Source organism: Streptomyces sp. NBC_01571, assembly GCF_026339875.1.
In the GTDB taxonomy this organism is placed as follows: Bacteria; Actinomycetota; Actinomycetes; order Streptomycetales; family Streptomycetaceae; genus Streptomyces.
The window spans coordinates 102,527-129,346 of the sequence record NZ_JAPEPZ010000001.1; the positions used below are offsets into that span (position 1 = coordinate 102,527).

At 67.0% G+C, this 26,820-nt stretch carries 23 protein-coding genes and 4 pseudogenes; 14 read left to right on the forward strand and 13 right to left on the reverse strand.

The window, feature by feature from the left end:
* Positions 1–125: 125 nt before the first annotated feature.
* Positions 126–1,328 (forward strand): XdhC family protein, encoded by a 1,203-nt coding sequence (locus tag OHB41_RS00450; RefSeq protein WP_266695960.1) that lies wholly within the window; start codon positions 126–128, stop codon positions 1,326–1,328.
* Here OHB41_RS00450 and OHB41_RS00455 read toward each other — a convergent pair.
* A pseudogene (locus tag OHB41_RS00455) lies at positions 1,273–2,354 on the reverse strand (ISL3 family transposase); the annotation flags it as partial. The gene OHB41_RS00450 and the pseudogene OHB41_RS00455 overlap by 56 nt on opposite strands.
* Positions 2,355–2,361: 7 nt before the next feature.
* Here OHB41_RS00455 and OHB41_RS00460 point away from each other — a divergent pair.
* Together OHB41_RS00460 and OHB41_RS00465 are read left to right on the forward strand one after the other, a co-directional pair.
* Positions 2,362–2,535: a hypothetical protein gene (locus OHB41_RS00460; RefSeq protein WP_266695961.1), complete on the forward strand. Its 174-nt coding sequence runs from the start codon at positions 2,362–2,364 to the stop codon at positions 2,533–2,535.
* Positions 2,532–3,878, forward strand: a complete 1,347-nt coding sequence (locus OHB41_RS00465; RefSeq protein WP_266695962.1) for a DUF2399 domain-containing protein — start codon at positions 2,532–2,534, stop codon at positions 3,876–3,878. Before OHB41_RS00460 ends, OHB41_RS00465 begins: the two co-directional genes overlap by 4 nt.
* Before the next feature lie 112 nt (positions 3,879–3,990).
* On the opposite strand, the gene OHB41_RS00470 is transcribed toward OHB41_RS00465, so the two are convergent.
* On the reverse strand, positions 3,991–4,125 hold the full coding sequence (locus OHB41_RS00470) for a hypothetical protein (protein WP_266695963.1): 135 nt from the start codon (positions 4,123–4,125) through the stop codon (positions 3,991–3,993).
* 270 nt (positions 4,126–4,395) lie between these two features.
* Here OHB41_RS00470 and OHB41_RS00475 point away from each other — a divergent pair, with 270 nt between their 5' ends.
* Both OHB41_RS00475 and OHB41_RS00480 read left to right on the forward strand, forming a co-directional pair.
* A complete protein-coding gene (locus tag OHB41_RS00475; protein WP_266705554.1) occupies positions 4,396–5,589 on the forward strand; it encodes an ISAs1 family transposase in 1,194 nt (397 codons plus the stop codon).
* Between the two features lie 78 nt (positions 5,590–5,667).
* Positions 5,668–6,870 (forward strand): ISAs1 family transposase, encoded by a 1,203-nt coding sequence (locus OHB41_RS00480; RefSeq protein ID WP_266705556.1) that lies wholly within the window; start codon positions 5,668–5,670, stop codon positions 6,868–6,870.
* A 555-nt stretch (positions 6,871–7,425) separates the two neighbouring features.
* Here OHB41_RS00480 and OHB41_RS00485 read toward each other — a convergent pair.
* Entirely contained in the window at positions 7,426–7,713 is a 288-nt protein-coding gene (locus OHB41_RS00485) for a hypothetical protein (RefSeq protein ID WP_266695964.1), read from the reverse strand.
* A gap of 315 nt (positions 7,714–8,028) precedes the next feature.
* Here OHB41_RS00485 and OHB41_RS00490 point away from each other — a divergent pair.
* Positions 8,029–8,855, forward strand: a pseudogene (locus OHB41_RS00490) (transposase family protein).
* 121 nt (positions 8,856–8,976) lie between these two features.
* On the opposite strand, the gene OHB41_RS00495 reads toward OHB41_RS00490, so the two are convergent.
* Both OHB41_RS00495 and OHB41_RS00500 read right to left on the reverse strand, forming a co-directional pair.
* Complete coding sequence (locus tag OHB41_RS00495; protein ID WP_266695965.1) at positions 8,977–9,699, reverse strand: hypothetical protein; 723 nt, start codon at positions 9,697–9,699, stop codon at positions 8,977–8,979.
* A 287-nt stretch (positions 9,700–9,986) separates the two neighbouring features.
* The gene (locus OHB41_RS00500; protein ID WP_526025023.1) at positions 9,987–12,653 is read right to left on the reverse strand and encodes an ABC transporter substrate-binding protein; all 2,667 of its coding nucleotides are present in this window, start codon (positions 12,651–12,653) and stop codon (positions 9,987–9,989) included.
* A 395-nt stretch (positions 12,654–13,048) separates the two neighbouring features.
* Between OHB41_RS00500 and OHB41_RS00505 the strand changes: the two genes are divergently transcribed.
* Together OHB41_RS00505 and OHB41_RS00510 are read left to right on the forward strand one after the other, a co-directional pair.
* Complete coding sequence (locus tag OHB41_RS00505; protein ID WP_266695967.1) at positions 13,049–13,348, forward strand: type II toxin -antitoxin system TacA 1-like antitoxin; 300 nt, start codon at positions 13,049–13,051, stop codon at positions 13,346–13,348.
* Positions 13,345–13,731, forward strand: coding sequence for a fic family toxin-antitoxin system, toxin component (locus OHB41_RS00510; protein WP_266695968.1), 387 nt, complete (start codon positions 13,345–13,347; stop codon positions 13,729–13,731). The genes OHB41_RS00505 and OHB41_RS00510 overlap by 4 nt, the downstream gene beginning before the upstream one ends.
* Positions 13,732–13,843: 112 nt before the next feature.
* On the opposite strand, the gene OHB41_RS00515 is transcribed toward OHB41_RS00510, so the two are convergent.
* Complete coding sequence (locus OHB41_RS00515) at positions 13,844–14,152, reverse strand: hypothetical protein (protein WP_266695969.1); 309 nt, start codon at positions 14,150–14,152, stop codon at positions 13,844–13,846.
* A 104-nt stretch (positions 14,153–14,256) separates the two neighbouring features.
* Between OHB41_RS00515 and OHB41_RS00520 the strand changes: the two genes are divergently transcribed.
* The 3 genes from OHB41_RS00520 to pyrE all read left to right on the forward strand — a co-directional run bounded on the left by OHB41_RS00520 (position 14,257) and on the right by pyrE (position 16,805).
* Positions 14,257–15,065, forward strand: a protein-coding gene (locus tag OHB41_RS00520) for an IS5 family transposase (protein ID WP_266695970.1) whose coding sequence is annotated in 2 segments (ribosomal slippage) — positions 14,257–14,596 and positions 14,596–15,065 — 810 coding nt in all. Because the reading frame shifts where the segments join, the coding sequence is not laid out codon by codon here.
* Between the two features lie 57 nt (positions 15,066–15,122).
* Positions 15,123–15,968, forward strand: a complete 846-nt coding sequence (locus OHB41_RS00525) for an inositol monophosphatase family protein (RefSeq protein WP_266695971.1) — start codon at positions 15,123–15,125, stop codon at positions 15,966–15,968.
* A gap of 243 nt (positions 15,969–16,211) precedes the next feature.
* Positions 16,212–16,805, forward strand: coding sequence for an orotate phosphoribosyltransferase (gene pyrE / locus OHB41_RS00530; protein WP_266695972.1), 594 nt, complete (start codon positions 16,212–16,214; stop codon positions 16,803–16,805).
* Positions 16,806–16,816: 11 nt separating this feature from the next.
* Here the strand turns inward: pyrE and OHB41_RS00535 are convergent, their stop codons facing one another.
* From OHB41_RS00535 to OHB41_RS00550, 4 genes are all read right to left on the reverse strand, one after another.
* The gene (locus tag OHB41_RS00535) at positions 16,817–17,632 is read right to left on the reverse strand and encodes an ExeA family protein (protein WP_266695973.1); all 816 of its coding nucleotides are present in this window, start codon (positions 17,630–17,632) and stop codon (positions 16,817–16,819) included.
* Positions 17,629–17,907, reverse strand: coding sequence for a hypothetical protein (locus OHB41_RS00540; RefSeq protein WP_266695974.1), 279 nt, complete (start codon positions 17,905–17,907; stop codon positions 17,629–17,631). Before OHB41_RS00540 ends, OHB41_RS00535 begins: the two co-directional genes overlap by 4 nt.
* Entirely contained in the window at positions 17,904–19,262 is a 1,359-nt protein-coding gene (locus OHB41_RS00545) for a DDE-type integrase/transposase/recombinase (RefSeq protein ID WP_266695975.1), read from the reverse strand. The genes OHB41_RS00540 and OHB41_RS00545 overlap by 4 nt, the downstream gene beginning before the upstream one ends.
* 104 nt (positions 19,263–19,366) lie before the next feature.
* Positions 19,367–19,990, reverse strand: a complete 624-nt coding sequence (locus tag OHB41_RS00550; protein WP_323138335.1) for a DUF6431 domain-containing protein — start codon at positions 19,988–19,990, stop codon at positions 19,367–19,369.
* Positions 19,991–20,263: 273 nt separating this feature from the next.
* Between OHB41_RS00550 and OHB41_RS00555 the strand changes: the two are divergent.
* From OHB41_RS00555 to OHB41_RS00565, 3 genes and pseudogenes are all read left to right on the forward strand, one after another.
* Positions 20,264–20,873: pseudogene (locus tag OHB41_RS00555) on the forward strand (IS5 family transposase); the annotation flags it as partial.
* A 73-nt stretch (positions 20,874–20,946) separates the two neighbouring features.
* A protein-coding gene (locus tag OHB41_RS00560; protein WP_266695976.1) for an IS3 family transposase occupies positions 20,947–22,184 on the forward strand; the annotation gives its coding sequence in 2 pieces (ribosomal slippage) (positions 20,947–21,270 and positions 21,273–22,184; 1,236 coding nt in all).
* Between the two features lie 54 nt (positions 22,185–22,238).
* Positions 22,239–22,430: pseudogene (locus OHB41_RS00565) on the forward strand (transposase); the annotation flags it as partial.
* A 125-nt stretch (positions 22,431–22,555) separates the two neighbouring features.
* Here OHB41_RS00565 and OHB41_RS00570 read toward each other — a convergent pair.
* The 3 genes from OHB41_RS00570 to OHB41_RS00580 form a co-directional block, all read right to left on the reverse strand.
* On the reverse strand, positions 22,556–23,326 hold the full coding sequence (locus OHB41_RS00570; RefSeq protein WP_266695977.1) for a transposase: 771 nt from the start codon (positions 23,324–23,326) through the stop codon (positions 22,556–22,558).
* The gene (locus tag OHB41_RS00575; RefSeq protein ID WP_266695978.1) at positions 23,323–24,264 is read right to left on the reverse strand and encodes a transposase; all 942 of its coding nucleotides are present in this window, start codon (positions 24,262–24,264) and stop codon (positions 23,323–23,325) included. Before OHB41_RS00575 ends, OHB41_RS00570 begins: the two co-directional genes overlap by 4 nt.
* A 337-nt stretch (positions 24,265–24,601) precedes the next feature.
* Complete coding sequence (locus OHB41_RS00580; RefSeq protein ID WP_266695979.1) at positions 24,602–26,809, reverse strand: M4 family metallopeptidase; 2,208 nt, start codon at positions 26,807–26,809, stop codon at positions 24,602–24,604.
* Positions 26,810–26,820: the final 11 nt, after the last annotated feature.

Consider the following 26,820-nt stretch of genomic DNA (forward strand, 5'->3'; position numbering starts at 1 on the left):
ACGAGAACGGCGACCCGGGCCACGCCGAGTCGTCTGCCGCTGTGGCTCCCTCCGCCGTATCCGCGAAGTCATCGCGGTGAACGCGCGAAAAACGCAGGGCGCCGCCGAACACGGAAAGGAGCATCGTGCTGGACATCGCTGACCAGTTGTCGCGCTGGTGCGAGCAGGGGCGGGCCTTCGCTGTCGCGACCGTGGTCGCGGTCCACGGCAGCGCTCCCAGGCAACCGGGCGCGGCGCTGGCCGTCGACGTCGACGGCGCCGTCATCGGGAGCGTGTCAGGAGGATGCGTGGAGGCGGCCGTGTACGACCTCTGCCGTGAAGCACTGGCGTCCGCCACCTGCACGCTCCAGCGGTTCGGCCACTCGGACGAGGATGCCTTCGCGGTCGGCCTGACCTGCGGCGGAGTGCTGGACATCTTCGTACAGCCGGTCATCCCCACCGAGCGCGCGGAGCTGGTGGGGGCCCTGGCCACCGCAGCTGCGGCAGATGCGGTGGCAGTGGCCAGGGTCGTCCGCGGGCCGGCCGACCTGATGGGCGGGGCGCTGTTCGTACGGGCAGACGGCTCTTGTGCGGGCGGCTTCGGCGATCCAGCCCTGGAAGCGACGGCGCGTGCCGAGGCCACTGTGTTCCTGGACACAGGGCGTACGGGCACGATCGAGATCGGTGCCCGAGGCAGCCGGTGCGGTGAGCCACTGACGCTGTTGGTGGAATCGATCGCTCCAACGCCTCGTATGTTGGTCTTCGGCGCCATCGACTTCGCCGCGGCACTCGTACGGATCGGCAAGTACCTCGGCTACCACGTGACCGTGTGCGATGCGCGCCCCCTCTTCGTGACTCCGGCACGCTTTCCGGAAGCGGATGAAGTCGTCGCCGACTGGCCGCACCGCTACTTGGAGTCACAGGCATTGGACGGCCGCACCGTGATCTGCACGCTCACCCACGACGCCAAGTTCGACATCCCGTTGCTGCAGCGGGCGTTGCGGCTCCCGATCGCCTACATCGGCGCGATGGGTTCGCGTCGGACCCACCTGCAACGGCTGGGGCTGCTCCGGGAGTCCGGTGTCACCGAGGCGGAGCTGGCACGGCTGCACTCGCCAATCGGCCTTGCCCTCGGCGCGCGCACACCGGAGGAGACAGCCGTGTCGATCGCGGCCGAGATCGTGGCACACCGCCGGGGCGGCAGTGGCCGGCCGCTGACACACACCGAGGGCCCGATCCACCGCGCCACAACATCGCAGCCGTCAAATCGGGCTCTCCTGCCGGATGAGTGGGTCACTCTGTGGCGGGTTGGCGGCCGGGGAGGGTGGGACGTTCCCCGGCGAGGGTGAGCATGACGAGGGCGATGATCGCGTCCGCGCTGTGGAAGCCGAAGCCGCGGCGGATGATCAGTCGGGTCTTGGTGTTCGTCGACTCGACCAGGCCGTTGCTCATGCCCGTCAGCAGAGCCGCGCGGATCGCCTCGCGGTGACGGCGGACGCGGCGTTGGAGGTCGACGAAGGCGGGGATGCGGCAGCGGCGGGCCCAGCCGATCCACCGGTCCAGAGCCTGTAGCGCCGCGGTGGGACGGGTCTTGGCCAGGGTGAACACGGCCCGCAGAGCTTCCTTGAGGCGGTAGGCGCGGTGGAGGCGGGGGTCGGTCGCGGCGATCCAAGTGAGCTTGGCGGCCTGGCGGTCGGTGAGGTCGGCTTCGTTCTTCCACAGCGCGAACCGGGAGTCCTTCAACGCGCGGGCCGTCTCGCGGCCGCCGGTGTCCTCGGCCTGGTGGCGGGCCCGGTTCCACGAGGTTCTGCGTTCGGTGTCCAGGGCATCGGTGGCCCAGGCGACCACGTGGAAGGGGTCCATCACCCGTACCGCCCTCTCAGCACGCTCGGCGAGGACGTCGGCGATCCAGCCGGCGCCGTCGGCGCTGCTGTGGGTGAGTGCGGCGGCCCGTTGGTCGCCGAGGTCGTCGAAGAAGCGGTGCAGGACGGTCTTGCCGTGCCCGTCGGCCATCCATATGACCTTCGCGGTGTCGTGGTCCACGACCACGGTCATGTACTTCTGTCCCTTGCGGTAGCTGATCTCATCGATCCCGATACAGGTCAGCCCCGCGAGCCGGTCGACGGTCCGGTCGCGGTCGGCGACCACGCGCGCCACGATGCCGCCGACCGTGCGCCACGAGGTCCGCATCAACTGCGCGGTCGCGGACTTGGAGCACTCCGCGGCCCTCCACGCGGTCTGCCGGTCGAAAGCCAGGGTGTGCCCGGCGTCGTGGCGGGCCAGGGCACGGCGGCCGTGACGACGCCGTGCGACCGGCAGCGTACCCGCGGCATGTCGGCTTCCAGGAACACCCGCACCGCTCCGTGGTCCAGGCTGGACCTGATGAGCACCAGCCACAACTGGGACGGCTCCCCAGGCGCTTGGGACGGCATCGACATCTTCGAACTCGAGAAAGCCCCGAACGACACCGTCATCGCCTTCCCCGTCCGCGCCTACAGTCCCCTGCTCCAGGAGGCCACCGGCCACCCCGCCACGTCCCCGGCCGGCACGTCATGAGCCCCACTGCCAGCGGCCGGGCCGACTGCCCTCAGCAGCTCTGCCACAACGGGGCATGCCGGAATGCCGATCTGACCACTCTGCTCTCACCCGACGTGCGATGGCTGTGGGAGCAGATCGCCCGGCGAGCCGACCAGCGCGGGGACGCCGCCATGGACAGCCGCACGATCACGGTCACCCCACCGGACGCCTCCGCGCAGCGTGCCGCCGTCGTCGGACTGCTGGCCCCGCGCCCGCTGCCCGCCGGCCGCACCCACCGCATCGACCTGCAGCGGTTCACCCACGCTCTGCAGCGCCGGGGACCGCACCTGACACCGGGCGCGGTGGCCGCCCAATCACTCGGCAGGTCCCTGGCCCACCGCGTCGCCGACAAGGCCCGGCTCACCGCCCGCCTCACCACCCTGCAGCACCTGCGCAGCCGCCTGGCGCGCGCCCTGCCCCCCACCGCGCCGTTGCGGCCGGACGACACCGGCTGGGACAGCCTGCGCCGCCGCGGCAGCCTCGCCCGCCTCCTGCAGCACCCGAACCCCGAGCGGCTGCTGACAACCGCCTTCGCCGTCCTGCACCAGCTGCCCGTCTCGGCACGCGCCGACCGGCGCCTCCTGGCCCACGCGGCCGCCGGCAACCCTCACGCCCTGGACGCCGGAACCGAGCTGGCAGCGCTCGTCCTCGCCGAAGCCGCCACAGCCCGGGCCGACGCCGGGGCCAGCACCTCGGCCCGGGATGCCTGGGACCGGCTCGGTGTCGACCTCGACACCTTCACCGGCGGACTGCTCACCCTGGGTGTCCATCCCACCGGCTGGCACATCCCTCCGGGCCAGCCCAACGTCCTGATCCCGTGGGTGCTGCACCGCGCCGTCTGGCCCGCTCCCTGGCACAGCGAGGACCGGTGGGTCTTCCTCACCGAGAACCCCTCGGTCGCCGCCGCGGCCCTGAACGGCGTCCCGGGCACCGTACGGCTGCTGTGCACAGTGGGGACGCCATCGCGTACGGAACTGGACGCCGTCGCACGCCTGGCGGCGGCGGGGTGGCGCATCGCCGTGCGGGCCGACTTCGACTGCGCGGGCGTCGCCCTCGTACGCGCCGTCCTCGCCACCGTCCCCCAAGCCGTGGTGTGGCGCATGACAGCCGCCGACTACACCGCCAGCCTGCACCCAGAACCCTTCGAACCAGGCGTCCTGGACGCCGACTGTCTCGGCGAGACCCCGTGGGACCCCGCGCTCGCCACCGCCATGCGCGCATCCGGACGGCCTGCCTACGAGGAGGCACTCATCGAGGAGCTACTCGCCGACCTCCGCCGCGCATACCCGTCCTGGCGTTGTGAGGTCTCAGGACACTCTTGACGTCTTGTCACCAGGATCCGCTTGTCGTACTGATAGGCGATTCAGGAGATCTTTGACGGTATTTCGCTCGGTCACTCCGGTTCCCTGGGGCTGGCTCAGCGTGGTGCTCACCTCATTGCTGCCTGAGGCCTCGGCGGTCGAGATAGTCGATCAACGCGGCCTCCTTGCGGAGCAGCCGGTCGCGATCGCCGGGAGGAAGCGACGCAAGGGCGTCGACCAGGACCCGCTCGCGAGGAACGTGAACCATGTTGCCCGAGTAGATCCGGCACCCGGAGCACCAGGCCAGCCCGACGCAGCGCTCGAAACTGGAGGACTCGGGCGGATGGAAGCGGTACTGGTAGGAACGGACAGGCAGGGCGGCTGCAAGTTCCGGGGTGGTGAGGGTTGGCCGGGCTGTCGTCGGTTGGGGTGGATAGCAGGGCAGGCACGGGTTTCGTGATCATTGTGGTTCCTACGCCCGATGATCACGAGGTGGCCCGTGCCTGCTGCCATATCTTCTCCGGTCCCTGCCGTGCTGATGAGGCTGGGTCCGCTGGACGCCGGTCAGGTCGCCGATCTGCGTTCCTACCTCGATGCGGTGCCCGATCCGCGCTCGCGGCGGGGCCGTTGGTACTCACTGACCGCGATCTTGCTGGTGTGCGCCTGTGCGGCCGTGTCGGGAGCGAGGAGCATCGAGGAACTCGCCGAGTGGGGCCAGCGCGCCTCGAACGCACTCCTGGTAGTGATCGGGATCCGGCGTCACCTGCTCGGCTGGCGACGCACTCCGTCACCGGCCACGATCGGCCGGGTGCTGGGGACCGTTGACGGTGACGCCCTGGACCGGGCGGTGGGCGCCTACCTCGCCGACCGGCACCGCGTCGCCACCGAGCCGGCCCACAGGCCATCGCCCTCGGCGTCCGGGCGGCCGTGTGTGATCGCTGTCGACGGCAAGACACTCAAGGGATCAGCCCGTCTGACCGCGAAGCGCCGGCATCTGCTCTCCGCGGTCACCCACGCCCCGGTCGTCACCCTCGCGCAGGTGGAAGTGGGCGCGAAGACGAACGAAACCACACATTTCCAACCGCTCCTGGCACCGCTGGACCTGGCCGGCACCGTCGTCACCTTCGACGCGCTGCACTCGGTCAAGGCGAACGTCTCCTGGCTGGTCGAGACGAAGAAGGCCCACTACATCGCCGTGATCAAGACCAACCAGCCGACCGCCCACAGCCAGCTCGCGGACCTGCCGTGGCGCGATATTCCCGTCCAGCACACCGCCTCCACCACCGGGCACGGCAGGCGCGAGTCCCGCTCGATCAAGACCTGCGCCGTCCCGGACGAACTCGGCGGGATCTCCTTCCCCCACGGCCGCCTGGCCATCCGTGTCCACCGCCGCCGCAAGCAAACCGGCCAGCGCGAGACCCGGGAGAGCCTCTACGCCGTCACCAGCCTCGACGCCCACCAGACCGGCCCCGCCGGCCTTGCCACCGCGATCCGCGGGCACTGGGGGATCGAGAACTCCTCACACCACATCAGGGACGTCACCTTCGCCGAAGACGCCTCCACCGTCCACACCGGCACCGCACCCCGCGCCATGGCAACCCTCCGCAACCTCGCCATCGGCGTCCTGAAGACCCTCGGATCCGACCAGGGCGGCTGCAAGTTCCGGGGTGGTGAGGGTTGGCCGGGCTGTCGTCGGTTGGGGTGGATAGCAGGGCAGGCACGGGTTTCGTGATCATTGTGGTTCCTACGCCCGATGATCACGAGGTGGCCCGTGCCTGCTGCAATATCTTCTCCGGTCCCTGCCGTGCTGATGAGGCTGGGTCCGCTGGACGCCGGTCAGGTCGCCGATCTGCGTTCCTACCTCGATGCGGTGCCCGATCCGCGCTCGCGGCGGGGCCGTTGGTACTCACTGACCGCGATCTTGCTGGTGTGCGCCTGTGCGGCCGTGTCGGGAGCGAGGAGCATCGAGGAACTCGCCGAGTGGGGCCAGCGCGCCTCGAACGCACTCCTGGTAGTGATCGGGATCCGGCGTCACCTGCTCGGCTGGCGACGCACTCCGTCACCGGCCACGATCGGCCGGGTGCTGGGGACCGTTGACGGTGACGCCCTGGACCGGGCGGTGGGCGCCTACCTCGCCGACCGGCACCGCGTCGCCACCGAGCCGGCCCACAGGCCATCGCCCTCGGCGTCCGGGCGGCCGTGTGTGATCGCTGTCGACGGCAAGACACTCAAGGGATCAGCCCGTCTGACCGCGAAGCGCCGGCATCTGCTCTCCGCGGTCACCCACGCCCCGGTCGTCACCCTCGCGCAGGTGGAAGTGGGCGCGAAGACGAACGAAACCACACATTTCCAACCGCTCCTGGCACCGCTGGACCTGGCCGGCACCGTCGTCACCTTCGACGCGCTGCACTCGGTCAAGGCGAACGTCTCCTGGCTGGTCGAGACGAAGAAGGCCCACTACATCGCCGTGATCAAGACCAACCAGCCGACCGCCCACAGCCAGCTCGCGGACCTGCCGTGGCGCGATATTCCCGTCCAGCACACCGCCTCCACCACCGGGCACGGCAGGCGCGAGTCCCGCTCGATCAAGACCTGCGCCGTCCCGGACGAACTCGGCGGGATCTCCTTCCCCCACGGCCGCCTGGCCATCCGTGTCCACCGCCGCCGCAAGCAAACCGGCCAGCGCGAGACCCGGGAGAGCCTCTACGCCGTCACCAGCCTCGACGCCCACCAGACCGGCCCCGCCGGCCTTGCCACCGCGATCCGCGGGCACTGGGGGATCGAGAACTCCTCACACCACATCAGGGACGTCACCTTCGCCGAAGACGCCTCCACCGTCCACACCGGCACCGCACCCCGCGCCATGGCAACCCTCCGCAACCTCGCCATCGGCGTCCTGAAGACCCTCGGATCCGACAACATCGCCAAAACCACCCGAGCGATTCGAAACGAACCCGAACGAGCACTCCACATCCTGGGCATCACAACCGAACCAGACACCTACGGAACTTGATCAAGCCCTGGGATCCGACAACATCGCCAAAACCACCCGAGCGATTCGAAACGAACCCGAACGAGCACTCCACATCCTGGGCATCACAACCGAACCAGACACCTACGGAACTTGATCAAGCCCTGACGGACAGGTTCCCGGCACGCAACGCAGATCCAGCGTTCATCGTCGAAGACGGACCAGCCGATCCCCCTCTTGCGCCAGGCCGTGCGGCCTGCCGGCGCTCTTCAAGTCGTCATGGCGATCATTCTGCCTCGGGGCGGCCTCAGCGGATACTCGATTACCTCTGGCTGTCCTCGCGTTTCGAGACGATGCGGACACGGTCGAGCGACCCTGGCTTCCTTCGTTCCTTGTGCTCGACCGCGTGATGGGCGGGTGTCCAGTAGTCACTCACCAAGGCATTCAACCGCCATCGCAACCCGTCTGTCAGCGACTATCTCCGTCGGCAATGACCAGCGGCTGGGGGACGGCACGGTCAAGGTGTTGCGAAGGCGACATGGACGGCAGTGTGGATCACCACATCGACACAGCGGTCGTCCGCAGACATCGCCAAATTCAAGTTGTCGGGGCAGGGCGCAGCAGGTTGGGGTTTTCGCGTCCTCCTGGGACGCGGATGATGACGACGCGGCATGGCTCGGCTTCGCCGGGACGCTGGACGGGTTCGATCCAGATGCTGTCGAAGAGGTTGACGGCGCCTTCGGCGTCTACGGTTTTATCGAGGGCGAGCAGGATGGCGAAGCCAGCATTGGTGTTTTGGTATTCGGCGGCTTGGGCGACGTATTGACGTAGTGCGGTTTCGCTGGCGCCATCTTCTTCAATTTTGCATTCGACGTTGAATTGCACGGCGCCGAAGGAGACAAGGATGTCGGTTCTCCCGCCTGCCTTGTCGATGACTTCTGAGTTGACGACGCTGAAGAGCGCCGAGAACTGCAGTACTTCCCGGTAGTGCTGATGGAAGAGGGCTTCGTCTACTTTCTGCTTCTTGCTGTCTTTGTCGCGTTTACGTAGGTACTCAGTGAGTCATTCCCGGTAAGCGATGGTCGCTCGCTGTGATCGCGAGGCTGGCGCTATGGCCCGTGGCATCCCCAAGTCCGGGCAGGAGTAAGGCCCCAGGTAGGAACGATCTTGCCAAGAAAAGATCCGACTGAGGGGCCTCACGTGTCGACCAGTGTCACCTACACCGCCGTGCTCGATGTGAAGCTGTCCACCGCCGAACACCTGTCCCGACTGCTGCGCGACCACCGGATCGCGGCCAGGACCCGCAAGGGGCGGCGTGCGCTGGGCTGCTTCAAGCAGGCGGTACTCATCTTGCGTTGGTTCCTCGACGGCACCAGGATGGCCCAACTCGCTTGTGACAACGGCCTGTCGACCACCACCGCCTACCGGTACCTGCACGAAGGGCTGACCGTGCTGGCGGCCGGGGCGCCGGACCTCGCGACCGTGCTGGAGCGCGCAAAGACGGCCGGGCTGACGCATCTGAACCTCGACGGCACCGTCATCCGCACCGACCGCGTCGCCGCCCCAGGCCCCAACGGCGCGGACTTGTGGTGGTCCGGGAAACACAAGCATCACGGAGGAAACGTGCAGGTCATCTCCACTCCAGACGGCTGGCCGCTGTGGGTCTCGCCGGTGAGGCCCGGCCGAGAACACGACACCACCTGCGCCCGCCACCATGGCCTGATCGACACCCTGGGCCGCCTCGCCGCCGAACTGGACATGCCCACCCTGGTCGACCTCGGCTACGAGAACGCCGGCGACGGCTTCCGCCACCCCTTCAAGAAGCCGGCAGGCGGCAAGCTGACCGAGGCCCAGCAGACCTATAACAAGGTCATCCGCGGCATCACGGCATCTGCGAGCGCGCCAACTCCCTCCTCAAGACGACCTTCAAGGCCCTACGCAGGGTCAGCCTGGACCCCAGCCGAATCACGCAGATCGCCGCCGCAGCCCTCGTCCTGCTCCAACTCGAGTACGACCGCACCATCTGAACATCACACAACGTTAGGATCCGTCACTGGGAAGGGCTCAGTGGACGGCGCCGCCCGGCGGGAAACGGAAGGGAGGCCGTCATAGCCTGCGACGCTTCCCCCTGCACTGTCTCATCGCGGGTCACCGCCTCCGCCGCTTCCCCCCGTTATTCGCGGACTCGGCCGCCCGAACGCGCTGCTCCATCGACTTCGCCGCCCGGACGCACAGCAGGCCCACCACAGCGAGGAGAGCTCCTACCACTTCCATAACGGAGGCCGATGACACCGGGGCGTTGAGCAGGACGTAACCGGAGACCAGCAGCACGCCCCCGCCCAGGGCGCCACCGAGTCGTGCCACGGTGCCGCGCGGTGACCAGGGCCGATTAGCGCGGAGGAAGGCACCCATGAGGCACCACATCGCACCGGCGAGGGCGCCGAGCGTGAAGCCGAGATTCTGGGTGGAGTCCATGGACGGGGTGTCCTCCGTCGGCACGCTGAGACCGGCGGCCTCGACCTCGACCACCGATCCGCGCCACCACACCAGGTCGACCGTCTCCCCTGGAAAGGCGTCCTCCAGAAGCGTGCTGTCCTTGCCGAGTTCCACCCGTGCGGTGCCGGCACCTGGCGCGAAGGTCATGGCGTGGGCCGGGACCCGGCCGCCGACGTCATAGGTCTGCGCGACGGTCGCGACGGTCACTCGTGCGCAGTCCGGCGAGTTGGGCGCCAACGGCGGGCACACATGGGCGCGCGCGAAGTCCTTCTCCAAGGAAAGTGCACGGATCGACTCAACACTGGAGAACACCGCGATGCCCAGCAACAGGATGCCGGCCGCGGCCGCGATCCCCCGCTTCGTTCGGGACGTCACGTTCAAGTTCTAACCCCCAGCTTCCGAAAGATGGTAGCCAGCCGTCGACGAACCGGAAGCACCACCGTCTCCCTGGGCATTCCGTCCCGACGGAGGAGTCGTATTGGCGCGGACGCCGGAAGGCGGACGCTGTTCCGTACCGATTCCGCGGTGGCACTCACGCCTTTCTGGCCTTACTCCTGCCCGGACTTGGGGATGCCGCGGGCCACATCACCAGCCTCGCGATCACAGCGAGCAACCACCGCTTACCGGGAATGACTCACTGTGTAGCGGGGTCAAACTGTTCCCTATTTCACACCCAATGACACGTAGTCATAGCGGCCGTAATAGGAGTCGGCGGTGTATGCGTTGACCAATCGGGGGCCTCTCCACATCATGATCTTCTCGTAGGTGATGGGCATGTACACTGCATTCTCGGAGACTTTACGGTTGATCTGTTGGTAGATTCTCCCCGCCTTCACCGGATCTCGTTCGGAAATTGCACGGTCAAACAGTGCATTGATCTCTGGATCGTCGAGTTCACTGTAGTTATTATTACCCGCCTCCAGGATGAATCGCCCGTCAACCAGAGGTCGCAAGAATCCTTGACCGGTTGGAAAATCTGCGGCGAAACCCATGAGGATGATGCCGTACCCCCTATCCTTCACTGCACGTGGTGACTCAAATACCCCAAAGGTCGCAGCCCCGTCGATCCGGTCGATCGTCGTGTTGATATCGACTTTCCTGAGCTCCTTCTGCAGGGCTATAGCGGTGTTCAGCTCGGCTGGCGTGTTTTTACGCACGGCCATGGTCGTGGAAAAACCGTTCGGCTTGCCACACGCCCGGAGCTCTTCCTTAGCTTTTTCGAGATTTGACCTGCCATTACCGCCGAGTACGCCATACGGATCAAAGGTCCGGTCGGATCCCGCAATGGACAGAGGGAGCATATTGGGAGCGATATCACCACCGCCAATCGATCCACCTCGGGCAGTTTGAAGGTCCTTATGGTCGGCGGCGAAGATGACGGCCTTGCGGCAGTGAATATTATCCAGCGGCTTGACTGATTTCGGAAAAGCCGCGTATCTGATGTATCCAGTTCTCGGATTATCCAGATTCTCCATGAGATCAGAGTTTCCCAGCGCCTTGGAGACGGCGGCCTGACTGAGTCCAGTCCCGTTCAAGTCGAGATCAAATTCGCCACTGAGGAGACGGCTGTCCATGTCATTCGCATCGTTGACAAAAGTGACCTCAATGCGATTGGGAAGCGCCGAACGAATCGGATCCGAATTCGAGCTCCACTGTTCGTTACGGACCAAGACCAGTTTGCGATTCGGGTCATATGATGCGAACTTGTACGGGCCCGATGAAAAAGGCCTCAGTTCGTATAGGCTGCCAGTGTCACGCTCACTTTTGACCGGAGACGCTGTCGGCAGAGCAAGCATCTGCTCGAAGTCCCCGTTCGGCTCGGCCAAATGGAAGACGATGGTCCTCTCGTCCGGGGTCTCGATGGCTCGCAGACCCAGCTTCTGCGGATCCTTGTCGTTATATGGCCCCTTGTAGACTTTCTTTGGATCGAGTGCCTTCTGGAGGTAGGCAGGGCCCCCTGAGATGACGTCATCCGCCCAGCTCCGCTCGATGCCGTACTTGATGTCCTGTGAAGTGATGGGCGAGCCGTCCTCCCAAGTGATGCCGTCACGTAGGGCGTAGGTATACGTGGTGCCACTATCCGAGACCTTGGCCAAACCAGCAGCAAGGTCAGGCACTAGGGTGGTGCTCCTGCGCCCTGGCTGAGGTGCGAAGCTAACCAACTGGCGGGTGTAGTAGCGGGCGAAGTCCCACACGAATCCGTAGTAGGTGCGCTGCGGGTCCCAGGAGTCGGCCTCCTGCGTGGAGACAAACCGCAGTGCGCCTCCCTTGGTCTTTGATGGATGGGCGATGCCTTTGGTGGCGGCGTTGTACCCGGCGCCGGATTCGGTTGTCCGCTCCGATGACTTGTGAAGCCAGTTCAGGGCGACTGGAATCCCCGCGGCCAGCAGACTAATGGCTGCAATCCCGGATATGAGGGCACGTGTGAGAACGCGTTTGCTGCGACGCCGGTGCCGGGCGCCGGCCGCACCCTGATCCGTCGGGTCCTGCGCGGTGATGGCTGCGCGGCGAGAGCGCACCATCGTAAGCAACTCGTCCGGGGTAGGTCGACGGGTTGGGTTTTTGTCCAGGCACTTTTCAATGATGGGCCGCAGAGGATCGGGGAGGTCGCTCAGATTGGGGTCGCGATGGACGATCTGGTATGCGGTCACATAAGGATGATCCGCGTCGAAGGGACCGCGCCCCGTGGCCGCGTAGACCAGGAGTGATCCGAGCGCAAAGACATCAGTGGCTGGACTGATTTCCGGCGGAACCTGCCACTGCTCAGGGGCCATGAAGGGTGGCGTTCCGATTACTTGGCCAGTTTTAGTGTGCACTTCGCTGGCGTTTCGGCCGATGGCTTTGGCAATACCGAAATCGATGACTAATGGCCCGTCATCGGTAATGAGTACGTTGCTAGGTTTAAGGTCCCGGTGGATCACCTGGGCACGGTGGATGTCACGCAGAGCTTCCGCTAATCCACCAAAGAGTTGCCAGAGCTCTTCCACAGGCATGGGACCATTATCATGGATATGCCTCGAAAGGGTCGGGGCCGGTACATATACCGTTGCCATCCAGGGTGGCTGGGCGTCCGGATCGGCGTCTACCACGGGGGCGGTAAAGGCCCCGCTGACTCGCCGGGCGGCTGCCACCTCTTGGCGAAACCGAGCCCGGAACAGGGGATCCTCCACCAGATGTGAGTGCACCACCTTGACGGCCACACGGCGCCCCGAAGGGGCATGGGCCAGGTAGACCTCGCCCATCCCGCCCGCACCAAGTCGGGAAACCAGCTGATAGATGCCGACTGTTCCATTTTCAGGACCGTCGGAATTTTTGTCCTTATTTGACATATTCTCCCCCACCCCACGCTTGCCGTCGGACAGATTACGGCGCTGATGCACTGCAGGAGCCCGATCACGCAGGGGCGGACAGTACCGTTACAGGGGCTGCACCTCGCCGGGGCGACCATCGGACGTAGTACGAGGTCTGCTCAGCACGCAGACCGGGTGCGCCACAGCTTGCTTCCCACTGACACCTGCACCGTCGGTACCCGCCGTAAGCACGACGGCGGTGCCGTCATCAAGGGGCTTGGCCCTGAGCCCAGGCCCTGCGCTACTACGGGTGTACGCGCCTGCGCATGGGAACGGAGTCGGTCCGAAAACTCCGCCTGAGTGCGGGCGCTCCCCTTACCTGCTGGCCTGAACCCTCTGGCCCGATCCGTGGTACCGGAGGTACCATCGGTACCATGCCGCCTACCAAAGCCATGAACCTACGTTTTCCCGATCCGGAGCAGCGTGCCGCGATCGAGGCTGCCGCGCGACAGGAGGGCGTCAGCCTGCAGGAGTACATCCTGTCCGCTGCCTACGCTCGCGCCACTGCCGTGGAAGAGCGCTTCCTCGACGCGTTCCGGGGGTCGATGTCCCGCAGCGGCGATGCGTTTGCCGAGGAGGCAGGCGCGGCCGCCCCCGGGGCGGAGCAGCGCACTGCGGAGTTGGAGGCGCGGCGGGACCTTGAGGACCAGCAGAAGCGGGGCCACGCCGCGTGACGTTGAACGAGCCGCCCCAGCCTCTTGAGGTGACGTTCTTGCTGCACGCCGCGCAGTTGCTGCCTGGTGATCCGCAGGTTGACGACTACGGTCCGCTCTACGCAGCAGTTGCCCGGGTCAACGCGCGGGCCATGGAGCGTGACATCTACGGTTCGCTGTATCTCAAGGCGGCCGCGCTGCTCCAGACGCTGGTGAGATTGCCGTGTCTGGAGCACTCCACCGAGGCCTTCGCCTGGCACTCCACAGAGGCCTATCTGGCCCTGAACGGGTGTCACCTCGACTACCTGCCCAAAGAGGCCGTCTCTCTGGTAAGGGACGCCTCCTCCGGGACCATGGGCGTGGGACTGATCGGCCGTCAGCTGCGTGCATGGAGTGTTCTCTGACCCTTCTGGTGCGGGATCCGTTGCCAAAACCGGGCACCGGAGGAGATCCCGACCGGCCACCTCAAACACTATGTGGGTGTGAACGTGTGACGTACCACCGCACGGGTGGTCCCTATGGCCGGCGCCCGTGCGATCCCGGGCACGCGTGGTGCCGGTACGTCGCCGCGGAGAAGCCGCACGACCCCGAACCGAGCATGGAGGTTCGGGGAGCGGCTACGGTGACCGTTCTCCGAACGGCGACGCCGGGGCTGGCGTATCGAGCGGACTTGGTCCTGTTGTCCGTGTACGTCACCGCCAGCTCACGGTTGTAAGCGACGACCTGCGCCTTGAGGCCGTTGCGGTAGGCGCCGGCCAGGTAGTGGTCCACGATGTGCTGGCAGACCGTGTGGATACGGTCAGGGTTGGCGAACACCGAGGTCACGCGTCCGAACTTACGGGACAGCCGGCTACCGCCGGCTTAACTGAGCATTTCAGAATGAGCTGGTGGGGGACTTGTTGTGGCGTGGGCTGGGGCAGACTTCCACAATGGCGAATGATCTTGTGCCCGATGACCTCTGGGACCGCGTAGCGCCGTTGCTTCCTCCTCGCCCGCCGCGTCGTCGTCGGTATCCGGGGCGGTTGCCGGTGGAGGACCGGGCTGCCTTGCGCGGGATCGTCTACGTGCTGCGCAAAGGGGTGAGCTGGGCCGACGTGCCAGCTGAGCGGATCGGCTGCAGCGGCGTGACGGCCTGGCGGCGGCTTCGGGACTGGACCGAGGCAGGAGTCTGGCCGCGCCTGCACGAGGTCCTCTTGGCGGACCTGCGCAAAACCGGACTACTGGACATGGACGATGCGGCGGTTGACGGCTCCCATGTCCGGGCTCTCAAAGGGGGGCTCACACCGGGCCTTCGCCGGTCGACCGCGCTCGTCCGGGCAGCAAGCACCATCTGATCACCGACCGGCACGGAACACCTCTGTCCGTGTCCCTGACCGGCGGGAACCGTCACGACGTCACCCAGTTGATCCCGCTGCTGGACGCGATACCGCACATCCGCGGTGCTCGCGGGCGACCCCGCCACCGGCCCAAGCGCCTGTTCGGCGACCGTGGTTACGACTACGACAAGTACCGCCGCCTGATCAGGGCCCGAGGCATCACACCCAAAGTAGCCCGCAAAGGCACTGCCCACGGCTCCGGCTTGGGGAAGACCCGGTGGGTGGTCGAGCGGACCTTCGCATGGCTCCACCAGTTCAAACGCCTACGGATCCGCTACGAAGTACGCGCCGATCTCCACCTCGGTCTACTCCAACTCGCCTGCAGCATCATCTGCCTACGCCGACTCCGAACGTCGCCCTGAACTGGTCGGTTGAGGAAGAATGCACCTTGGTGCCGGGAGCCGTGACAGGCTCACCGGATGGATCACACATTCGACGCTCCGCCCGCTGACCGAGAGCTTCTCGACTTCGCTGTCGGCTTGGCCACGCGGGCTGGCCAGGTGTCTGCGCAGGGCTTCTTCGGAGAGTGGGGAAGTCGCCGCAAGGAAGACGGCAGCGAGGTCACCGAGATCGACCTCGCAGTCGAAGAGCTGGTCCGAGACGAGCTGGCCCGCCGTATGCCCGAGGACGCCATCTACGGCGAGGAGAGGGGCTCGACCGCCGGGGTGTCCGGGAGACGATGGATCATCGACCCCATCAACGGCACCACATCGTTCACTCGCCGGTGGCCGCTGTTCTCGAACGACATCGCCTACGAGGACGAGTACGGTCCCGCTGTCGGGGTGATCAACATGCCTATGAGCCGACAGATGGTCGTGGCCGGGCGGGACCTGGGCTGTTGGGTGCTGACCGGGGAGAGCCCGGACCTGAAGTCGGGCCACCGCGCCCGAGTCACCGAGCGGACCAGCGCGGGCGGAGCGAGGACTCAGGCACTCAACCCGGCCGGCTGGCCGGAGGAACTCCTCACCGCTCTCCACCGTCAGGTGTTCCTGATGGCGTCGATGGGCTGCATCGTTGACCTCGTCACCGGCCGCGCGGACGCCGTCGTGATCGCCGGCCCACCCATGGGTTACGAGGACGTGGCACCCATGCCCATCATCGTTTCGGAGGCTGGCGGCCGGGTGACGGACCTAGGCGGCGGGCCCGTACTGGAGGGCGACATGACGGTGCTGGCCACCAACGGCCTACTCCACGAAGCGATCCTGGACCTGGTTGAAGGCCTGCCGCGCAGCCGCGACCTGTACGCCCTCGACGACGGCGTGTAACTCGACAGGGTGCCGACGCTGAAGTTCATTCTGAAATGGTCAGTAAAGAGCGTTTTGTCCCGGTGAGGTTGTTTGGTGGCTGTTCACCGGGTGTTGCGCGACGCGTTGGATGAGTACGACGGCGTCACTGTCGTTGATGACGTGCGGATGTGGAATGACCCCTGCGGCCGTAGGCCGCAGGGGTCATTGGTGTTCACGGTGTCGGCTTCGTCCTCATGGTGTCGGGATGGAGAGCGGCGGTCCATGGCTTGGTTCCGTGGAGGGAGCCGGTGTCCTGGCGGGGAGGGGCGGCTGGAAGACTGGATGCCTGTGACACATTCTGATCTTGCTCGCCGTATCCATGCTGCCTCTCACCTGACGGGGCGTTTCACGCTTCGGTCCGGACGTACTGCCACGGAGTACTTCGACAAGTACCGGTTCGAGGGTGACCCGGTCCTGCTGGATGAGATCGCCCGGCAGATGGTTCCGCTGGTGCCCTCTGGCACCGAGGTCCTGGCCGGCCTGGAGATGGGCGGCATCCCGGTGGTGACCGCGCTCGGCCGACACACGGGTCTGCCCTGCGCGTTCGTGCGCAAGCAGGCCAAGCCGTATGGCACCTGCCGTCTCGCCGAAGGCGCCGAGGTCGAGGGCCGTCGGGTTCTGGTCGTTGAGGATGTGGTCACCAGCGGCGGACAGATCGTGCTGTCGACCGCTGACCTGCGTGGTCTGGGGGCCCAGGTTTTTGAGGCTCTGTGCGTGATTGACCGTGAGCAAGGCGGCGCCGATGCCCTCGCGGCCGAGGGCATCGGGCTGTTGTCGCTACTGACGGCCGGAGATCTGCGGGCCGCTGCCGCCTGATCGGCGGGTGGTCACTCTGTTGCGTGTGTCTCGGTGATGGCGAGTCGGGTGGAGGACTCGTCGACGATGCTCTTCTCGTCGGCGAACGCGGCGATGAGGGACTGCAGGGCGATGTTGTTGACCGAGCGGGGCAGCCCGCGGCTGGTGAGATGGATCAGGTCGACCGCGTCGTCGGAGAACAGCGGGTCCGACCGGCCGGCGATCGTCAGATGGTGCTTGATGTAGCTGGCGGTCTCCTCCTTGTTCATGGTCGGCATCTGGTAGCTGATCGCGATCCGCTGGTCCAGGGCCGCCAGGACGCCGTGCTTCATCCGCTTCCGCAGCGTGGGCTGCCCGATCAGCAACACCGCGAACGGCGTCGTGGAGTCCATGTCGTAGTTCGTGAGCATGCGGATCGCGTCCAGCTCATGGTGATCGAGGAGGTGCGACTCGTCGATGACGACCGCGGGAGTGCGTCCGCGCTCGTCGACCTCCGCGGCCAGCGCGGCGGACGCCTGAGCTGCGAGAGCCGCGGACTGGTATTTCGGGGTGCCGCCCAGGCTGGTGACGATGCGGTCATAGAGGCCGCGCATGCCGACCTCCGGGTTGGGCTGGTAGATCACGGTGAAGCGGGCCGGATCCAGCGAGGAGACGGCGCCCTTGAGGGCGACGGTCTTGCCCGCGCCGACCTCGCCGGTGACCACGCCGATCGCCTTGTTGTTGATGCACCAGGCGATGCGGGCCGCAGCCTCCCGGTGAGAATTGTGCTGGTGAAGCATCGAGGGGGCCAGGTCCCTTCCGAAGGGGACGCGGGTGAATCCGTAGTAGCCCTGGACACGGTCGATCAAGGAATCCTCCTCGGGCAGGGACAGAACTCCGCCTGGACGGCGGCCAGTTCGGCCGATTCATCGGCCGCGGCCCGCTGCCCGGTCCGGACGGCGAGTCGGACCGCGCGGAAAGCGGTGCGGACGGCGGGAGTTTCGAGGGGGCCGGCGTCCTGTTCGGCCCGGCGGCAGCAGACCTCCGCCAGCGTCAAGGCCCGGTCGGCCAGCTCGCGGGGCGTGAGCATGAACAGGTCGGGTTCGGGGTCGAAGTACAGCTCTGCTGCTCGGGTCGGCTTCACTGCCGGCCCCGTGAATCGTCCATCAGGGACGAGTAGTTGATGCCCTTGGCGGTGTTCGCGGTGTGCGCCTCGTCGAGGATCCTGAGGTAGTCGATCCCGGTCGACGGCGCCGGCTCGGCCGGCGTCTCCGGGCTCGCCTTGGGGTGGGCATGGCGGCCGACGTGGTGCGGGACCGCCTTGCCCAGGGCCTTGCCCAAGGCCCGCACCTCGATGTCGGTCAGGTCGAACGGGTCGAAGACCAGCTCGATCCTCATCCCGGCCAGCGACGGATCGACCTCGTAGGAGTTGCCGTGCAGGCTGACCGTCGCCGTCTTCGTCACGGTGCGGAACTCCGACCACAAGAACGCCTCCCGCAGATCCGCCGTGGACGGCAGCGGCAGCGGCTTGGGAATCGAAGAAAGCCAGCGTTCGATCGGCGGCTGTCCCGTCTCCGAGTGCACCGCACGGTGATAGACCGTCTCCACCCAGGCGGTGAACAGCCTGTTCAGCTCGGTGAAATGTTCGATCTGACCGACACGTTCCTCGTCGAGTTCGACGAGGAACTGATCCCTCACGGTCCTAAAAAATCGTTCGATTTTGCCCCGGCCCTGCGGCCGTCCCGGACGGGAGTGGGTCAGCCGGATCGCCAACGACGCGCAGGCCCGCAACAACCATGTGTCGACGAAGGCACTCCCGTTGTCAACGTAGATCGACCCCGGGACCCCGCGGGCCGACAGCGCCGGCCGCAGCGCGGCCGCGAGGCGGACGGTGTCCTCGGCGAACCCGAACCGGTGCCCCACGATCGCCCGGCTGTGATCGTCAATGAAGGCGAAGAGATACGTCTTCCTGCCGCCGATCTTCGGCCCGTGCAGGGCGTCCCCCGTCCACAGTTCGTTGGCGCGGGTCGCCTCGAACCGGCCGAACACGCTCGTCTCGCCCCCGCCGGTGCCGGTCAGCCCGGCGTTGACGAAGTGCCGCTGCAGCGTGCGCTCGGTCGGCGACCAGCCCTGCGTGGTCCGCAGGATCCGCTGGATCTGCGCGGCCGTCCGGCCAGGGTTCTCCCGCTTCAGCGCGGCCGCCAGCTCCAGCACCTCCGGCGGCGTCCGGGGAACAGCCTTGCGCGGTTCGGGAACCAGCGCGGCGAACCCGCCGCCGCGGTAGTCCCGCGTCCACCGGTCGATCGTGCCCCGGGACACCTTCACCTGCCGGCCGAACGGGTCCGTATGTTCCTTCTCCGCCAACTCCCGTGCCAGACGCCCGCGTTCACGGGTCGTCAGACTGTTGTCCAGCAGGTCCTGGATCAGGGCATAGCGGAACAGGCCGACCTGCCGGGCCTTCTCCGCCCGACGGCGGTCCTCGTCCTCACTCGATGCCATGCGCGGGCTCACCTCGCATCTCGATGCGTCTCCGTCTCCTCGCGGACGGACACGATCAAGACTTCCGGCACCTCCGATCGCCGCCCAGGGGCGGCCCGTGTTGATCAACTAGCAGGAAGAGAGCAGGTCAGAACGCGTCCCGTTATCGCGCGGCCGGCGAACTCCCACCGCGACACGGCGTTCATGTGGGACCACTTCGTCGTGGCCGCCCGATGGGCGGCCACGACTGCCGAGACGGCGTCCGCCAGCGGAGTCCCGGACGGATCGGGCATCACGGGATCGTCGGCGAGCGCGACCAGGGCGACGGTGAAGTACCGGCGAACGTCCTCGGCCCGGCTCGTGAAGCGTCGGGTCCAGCCGCGGACCGTGCCCTCGGCCAGGCCCAGATGGGCGGCGACCTGGCGGTGCCCCATGCCCAGGGCCGCTATCTCCAGCCCGGTCCCGATCACCTCGGCCGCATCCGCCCGGCGCGGCCAGATCACCTCCGGCAGCAGCACGTGCGTGACCTGGCAGCCCGAACACCTCGACCGGCGAGGGCGTACGAAGAAACGGGCCCCGAGATCACCCCGCACTTCCCTCGGCCGCCCGTGCCCCCACGGCCCGAGAGCCGCCCCGCACGACGGGCAGGCCAACTCACCCTCCCGCAACTGGCGTTCCACGCGTACGACATCGGCGTCGACGATGAGCACTCCGTACCTCCACCTCGTGCACACCGTGTCGTCGTGCACGAAGCAAGATCAGACTGCCCAACAAGATCGACACTCATGTCCACCGCGAGTGTCGCCAACCCCCGCCTTCGTACTCATACAGAGAGTCGTCCAACACCGGGACGAGTTGAGAAGGCTGCTGGGGCGAGGGTGTTCCATGTTGTGGATGGGGCAGATGTCGCCGCCCTTCGGTCGCCCGTTTCCGTGGGCTCGCTCCTGTCTGATACCAGAGCGCCCCCGCTTAACCCCGTTTGCGCCCTGCAGGGACGGGCCGGCCGCCGGTACTACCGAAACATGACGCGACAACGCCCGTATCCCAGCGACCTCTCCGATGCGCGCTGGGAACTGATCGGGCCCATCCTCACCACCTGGCGAGTCGAGCGCAGGGGCAGGGGTCTGGATATCGGCCGGCCACCCGAGCACGACCTGCGCCGCCTCATGGACGCCATCCTCTACGTCGACCGCACCGGCATTGCCTGGCGTTACCTGCCACACGACTTCCCGCCATGGGAAACGGTCTACGGCTACTTCGCCGCCTGGCAAAAGGAAGGCGTCTTCGACCAACTCAATGGCCTGCTGCGGCGCCTGGTGCGAGAGGCCGAAGGCCGCGACGGCGAGCCAACCGCCTGCGTGCTGGACGCGCAGAGCGTGAAGACCTCCGCGAACGTGCCCGCGACCAGCCAAGGCATCGACGCCGGCAAGAAATTCGCAGGCCGCAAGCGCCACATCGGGGTCGATACCCTCGGTCTGGGTCACCGCGGCGAGCGTCTCCGACAACGTCGGCGGCACACACCTGATGTCCCACATCGCCGCCAATCATCCACGCGTGACCAAAGCATGGGCCGACACCGGCTACCGCACCAAAGCCATCGACCACGGCGCCCGACTCGGCATCGACGTCGAAGGGGGCCTCCCCCTGAGTGGTGGACACGCTGATACTGGATCTGCTTGATCCGGAGGAAGCGAGAAGACCGCCGATGGCGATGAAGGACTATTCGGACGAGTTCAAGGCCGATGCCGTGGCCCTGTACGAGTCCACACCCGGGGCGACCTACAAGAGCATCGCCGCCGACCTGGGCATCAACCGGGCGACCCTGCGCGAGTGGGTGCTGCGGGACCGCGAACGCCGCGGTGTCACCGCCACGGCTGCAAAGCCGGCCGTCCAACCGGGGGCGGCGGTGCCGTCCGACGCTCCGGACGAGCGGATCCGGCAGTTGGAGGCCCGGGTGGCCGAGCTCGAGGCGAGTGAGCGGAAGCTCGCGACCGAGCGGGACATCCTCCGCAAGGCGGCCAAGTATTTCGCCGGAGAGACGAACTGGTGATCAGCCGCTTCCAGTTCGTCGACGACCACCGGGACACCTACGAGGTGAAGCGGCTCTGCCACGTCCTGGACGTGAACCGGTCCAGCTACTACAAGTGGCTCGCCGGCGCCGAGGCCCGGGCCGCCCGGCAGCACAAGGACCGGATCCTGGCCGAGGAGATCCGCGAGATCCACGGCGAGTCCGGCGGCGCCTACGGCTCCCCGCGAGTGACCGCCGAGCTCCGCGAGAAAGGACGGCGGGTCAACGAAAAGCGGGTCGCCCGGATCATGCGGACGTTCTCGATCACCGGCATCCGCCTGCGCAGACGCGTGCGCACCACCGTCCCGGACCCGGCAGCCTCACCGGTTGCGGACCTCTTCCAGCGGGACTTCACCGCCGCCGATCCGGGACGGAAGTACATGGGCGACATCACGTATCTCCCGCTCGCCGGCGGGGAGTTCCTCTATCTCGCGACCGTGCTGGACTGCTTCAGCCGCAAGGTCGTCGGCTGGTCCATGGCCGACCACATGCGCACCGGCCTGGTCGCCGACGCGCTGCGGATGGCAGCCGCGACCCGCGGCCGTCTGGACGGCGCCGTGTTCCACTCCGACCACGGGGCCCAATACGGATCCCGGGCCTTCGCCGACCTCTGCTACCAGCTCGGGGTCACCCGCTCGATGGGCGCGGTCGGCACCAGCGCCGACAACGCGGCCTGCGAAAGCTTCCACGCCTCCCTGAAACGCGAGACCCTCCAGGGCGCCCACGACTACGGTGACGCCGGCACCTGCCGCCGGACGGTCTTCGCCTGGCTGACCCGCTACAACACCCGCCGCCGGCACTCCGCCAACGGCCACCTCAGCCCCAACGAATACGAACACCGACACCACACCGCTAAACTCACGCTCGCCGTGTGATCAATAACCGCGTGCCCACCTTCACGGGGGAAGGCCCAAGTAGTCCAACGCGAGCCGGGCGTCAAAGGCTTCAAGGTGATCCCGCGGCGCTGGATCGTCGAGCGCACCTTCGGCTGGCTCATGCATCACCGCCGCCTGGCCCGCGACTACGAAACCCACCCGCACCGCTCCGAAGCCATAATCCACGTCGCGATGATCGACCTGATGAGCCGCAGACTCACCCGCGAATCCACCCCCAACTGGCGCGACACCTGAACCTCGAACCAAACAACCTCGCCGAGACAAAACACTCTTTAAGGACAGAAACTTCCACCAGGGCGCCATCTCGATCATAGAACGCCACTCCAGAGCTGACCCTGTTGCCCATTCGGTTACGCGGCGAGGCTGAGTTCGAGTCGGGCGAGGTGGCTGGTGTGGCGGCGGTCGAGTGGCCTGCCGTTCCACCAGGCGTTCAGGCGGATAAGGTTGAGGGCGACGGCGCTGTGGACGTGCTCGAGGTGGGTCTTGGCCAGGCCGCGGTAGCGGGCCCGGCGGCTGTCGGTGACGGCGATCGCTTGTCGCATGGTGCCCTCGACACCGGCGCGTAGGGCGTATGCGTCCTGCCAGTCCCGGTCGGCCTGTTCGGCGCGTGCGGTGCGCAGGGCCTCGGTCAGCGGGCGAGGGTTCAAGGTGAGCTGCCGGAAGCCCCGGCGGCTGGTGGTGCATAACTCGCGGACCGGGCAGGGGCCGCAGGTCGGCTTGGTGAAGGCGACCACGATCATCGGGTGGCCGTGCTGGGTGCACGGGCTCCAGGAGGAGCTGGTCTGTCCCTGGGGGCATGTGACCTGCTGGTACTTCCAGTCGATGGTGAACGCGTCGGCCTGGAAGCCCTGGGCGGCGCGGGCCTGGCGGGACTGGTCGAGCAGAACCGGGGTGATCAGCGTGATGCCGTAGGTCTTGCGGGACTTCACGATCAGTTCGGCGCTGGGGTAGCCGGAGTCGAGGTAGTGCTCGCCCGGAGGCAGGCCGCGGCGCTGAAGCTGCTGGTGGATGCCGTCCAGGGCCTTGGTGTCGGGGACGGTGGAGGCGGTGGTGGCCACGTTCGTGATCAGGTTCGGGGCGGTGCGCTCCTTCTCGGGCGCATCCGTGCAGCTCTCACTCACATGCAGCTTGAACCCGTTCCAGAAGGTGTCGCGCTTGGCGGACCAGCGGGCGTCGAGGTCGTAGGGGAAGCGATGCGCAGATGGCCGGGCGGCAGCCCGTCACCGCCCTCCTCGGTCCTGGTGCGGCGGGCCACCGCCTCGCGTCCGTTCTGCGCGGTGGTGCGGGTGTAGTTCTGCAGCAGCACGGTGCGCAGGGTCTGCACCGCGGGCAGCTCGCGCAGCCAGGGTTCGGAGCGCGGATCGTAGACGGAGCTGAGCAGGGCGAGGCCGTCGCGGGCGTAGGTCAGCGCGAGCTGGTCGCGCTTGGTGGCGGAGGAGGGCATGCGCCAGGTGTCGATGCGGGTGTCGTAGCGACGCGACCAGCCGGGCACGTCCAGCACGCCGGCGACCCAGTGCGGGGCCGCCACCGTCAACGCCTCCACTGCCGCGCGTACCGACTCACCCGCCAGCTCCAGGCGGTTCAGGTCCCGCACCGCGGAGACGATACGGGTGGAGTCGGTGCGCTGCTTGCCCCCGGCCCCGACCAGACCCTGCGCTTTCAGACGGGTCAGCAGCAGGTCCAGGACCTTCTCCTCCAGACCGTGCTCAACTACCCGAGTGCGGAACTGGGACAGCACGGTGAAGTCGAAGCCGGTGTCTTCCAGCCCCAGCCCCAACGCGTAGGCCCACGAGAGCCGGTCACGCACCGCCTCAGCGGCCTGGCGGTCCGTCAAGTTCTCCGCCATCTGGAACACCGTCACCAACGCCAGGCGCCCCGGAGACCAACCCGCCGGCCCCGTCTTGCCGAATGCAGCCGCGAACTCCTCGTCCGGGAACAGTTCCCCGAGCCGGTCGCGCACCGCCACCGGCAACGGCACCGCGCGTCCGTAGTTCTTCGCCCGGACCGCCCGCGTCACCACGGGATCCGGCTCCGGCCACGACCGCGGCTCCAACGACACGACCACTCCCACCCCGCGACCGGGGATCAGGAAGGAACCGGCCGCAGCACCAACCGTGCCAGCACAATCAAGCCGCTGTCAGCCCACAACCCGAATGGGCAACAGGGTCAGAGCTCCTTTCAAAGATGCGGTGAGGACGCGCCTGAGCAGGTCAGTGGTCCGCTCGTGGCCGGCGTCCCGGATGGTGGTGCGGATCTTCTTGCCGCATCGGGCACCCTCAAGGCCGAGGTCGCACGGCCACCGCATGATCTCCCGGGGCACAGCCCTTGGCGACCAAGCGGTGGCCGTTACGCTATCTGCCTGCCTGGCTTCGGCTACGACCTATTGGGTCGGATCCTCAGAAGGTGAGGCTCCAGCGCTGGAGATGGCCCGGTTCCCAGGAGCTGTAGATGCCCGGGGTGCCGTCGGTGACGCGCAGCTTCCAGGTGCCGACCTTCGTGACCGCCGAGGCGTCGACCGTGTAGGTCTCGTGCAGCTCGGGCACGGGCTCCCAGCCCGGTCCCCAGGGCTTGACGGAAATGACGGTGCCGTCCGGGCCGATCAGGTCGATGATCATGAAGTTGCTGAACTGATGGTCGAGGTCGACCGCGACCTTGAGGTCACTCGGGGCATGGCCTGGCTTCCCCTGGACGATCAGCGGGGACTCTGCCTTGCTCTCGAAGGGGATCAGATATGTGCTGGGGTTGACGAAGAAGCGCCCGCCGGATTCAAGAGAGGTCCAGGTGAACGAGAGCTTCCGGGTGTCCCCGACCGCGTTCCTGATGACGATGACAGTCTTGTAGTCGCCGGCCTTCTTGGGCGTGCCGGTGATCAGGCCGGTGGGGTGGTTGATCGACAGGCCGAGGGGGAGCTTCTTGGCGGAGTAGGTCAGCGGCCCCGGCTGGGTGCTGGAGGCGCTGAACTGGCGGCTGACCGGCTGGCCGACAGCCACCGGCTCGGTCGGCGGCGGCTCCACGGCGATGTGGTTGACGAAACGGTTTCCGACGTTGACGGCCGCCCAGGCGTTGGCAACGGCCTCGTAGGCGTTGCTTTGCGAGCCGTAGAGGTCGGCGGCGGCCTGGAGCGTCGCGGTCCGGGCGCCCGCGTAGTCGCTGGTGCTGGTCATGTAGACGGTGAGAGCGCGGTACACCACGTCGGCTGCGGCGGTCCGTCCAATCCCCGCCACCGGCAGCTTGTCGTATGTGGGGCTGTCGTAGTCCACGCCGTTGATGGTCTTCTGCCCGCTGCCCTCGGCAAGCAGGTAGAAGAAGTGGTCGCCCACCCCGGCCACCATGTGTGGTTCTTGCGACTTCGCCTGCGGCGTCCAGTAGTCCAGGGGCGCGTAGCCGACAGAGCTGATGCCGGCCTTGGAGGGGCGGTCCATGTAGCGGATGGGCTTGCCGTCGCCGTGCAGGTTGTCGAGCTCGGCCATCGTGTAGTCGGGCACGTCGTTCGGGTTGCCGGCGTAGAACTCGACGGCGGCGGCCATCATGTCGCTGATCGCCTCGTTGAGGCCCGGAGATTCACCGAAGTCGCCCAGACCGGCTGTGGAGGAGGTGACTCCGTGCGTCATCTCGTGCGCGGCGATGTCCAGGGACGTCACCGGATGCTGGCCGTCCGCACCGTCGCCGTAGCTCATGCAGAAGCAGCCGTCCTGCCAGTTGGCGTTGGCGAGGGGGACCCCTTGCTGCGATTCGTAGTGGACTCGGGAGGAGCTGCCGCGGCCGTCGTCGGCTATGCCGTTGCGGCCGAAGCGGTCGTTGTAGAAGTCCCACGTCGTTTGCGCGCCGTATGCCGCGTCCACCGCCGCGGTCTGGGGATTCGCCACCGTCCCGTCGCCCCAGACATCGTTGTCAGCAGTGAACAGCACCCCGTTGGAGTTGACGCTCGAGTCGAGTGTCCGGTGGCCACCGTGCTCCGGGTCGATCAGGGCGTAGGTGCCGTCATCCTGGCGAGTGGAGCCGATCGTGACCTGCCCGCTGTAGAGGCTGTTGCCCTGTGCGGACTCGACGTGTTCGGAGTTCTCAAGGGTGGTTCCGTTCGCGGCGTCGGTCACGACGTGACGTTCGCTCGGGGATCCGTCCTGCTGCACGCCGGTGACGACGGTCTCCCAGGCCAGCTTCGGCCGGCCGTCCATCATCCAGACGACCTGCCTGGGGGCCGTGTGCGAACCCGCTCTGCGGGTGCCCTTCGAAGTCGCCTTGCTCAGGGCCGACTTCTTCGCCGTGGCGGCCGGCACCTTGGCCGTGGTCGTCGGCAGGGTCAGCTTCGACTTGGTTGCGTAGGTGACGGTGCGGGCCCCTTGCCTCTGATGGACCACCAAGTCACCGCCGATCACGGGCAGGCCGGCGTAGGTTCGCTCGTAGCGGGTGTGAACCGTCCCGTCGGCGTCCCGGATCACGTCCTTCGGGATCAGTTTCTCGTGGGGGCCGAGATTCAGTGAACGGGCGGTGTCCGGTGCCGCGTTGGCCGCCTGGTCGAGCAGCTGCCGACGCTGTCCGGGCGACAGGTGAACGGTCCTGGCCTCAGGCCTGGTTGTCGCTTTGACCTGTGGGAGCGCTCCCACTTTCCGAGTGT